1 protein-coding gene is annotated in these 292 nt (G+C 33.6%); it reads right to left on the bottom strand.

Annotated features, from left to right (window positions below; genetic code table 11):
• Positions 1-51 precede the first annotated feature (51 nt).
• On the bottom strand, positions 52-292 hold a 241-nt coding region (locus tag B2S90_RS08820; protein ID WP_286696908.1), incomplete at its 5' end, for a glycosyltransferase.

The raw sequence follows: 292 nt of genomic DNA, 5'->3' as shown, positions 1-292 counted from the left end.
CCATATAAGTAACATCCAATAGTTTCTTAGTACCATTCATTTTCCCCCTTATTAAAGCTTTAATGCATCTATTGTTTCTTTTACTACTTGTTTCTTATCAAACTCACGTTCCATCTTACTTCTACCCTGTTTTCCCATTTCTTCTCTTTGACTAGAAGTGAGATGTAACATATCTTTCATCTTTTCATATAAATCATCAGGATTCTTAACTTCTGTTAAGTATCCTGTCACCTTATCATCCACTGCTTCCTGACAACCTGGAATATGACTTGTAATTAAAGGTCTACCAGTA

This window comes from Catenibacterium sp. UBA627 (assembly GCF_002299355.1).
GTDB classification, from domain to species: domain Bacteria; phylum Bacillota_I; class Bacilli_A; order Erysipelotrichales; family Coprobacillaceae; genus Catenibacterium; species Catenibacterium mitsuoka.
Note: the sequence above shows the minus strand (reverse complement) of the source record. Positions and strands in the feature narration are given on the sequence as shown.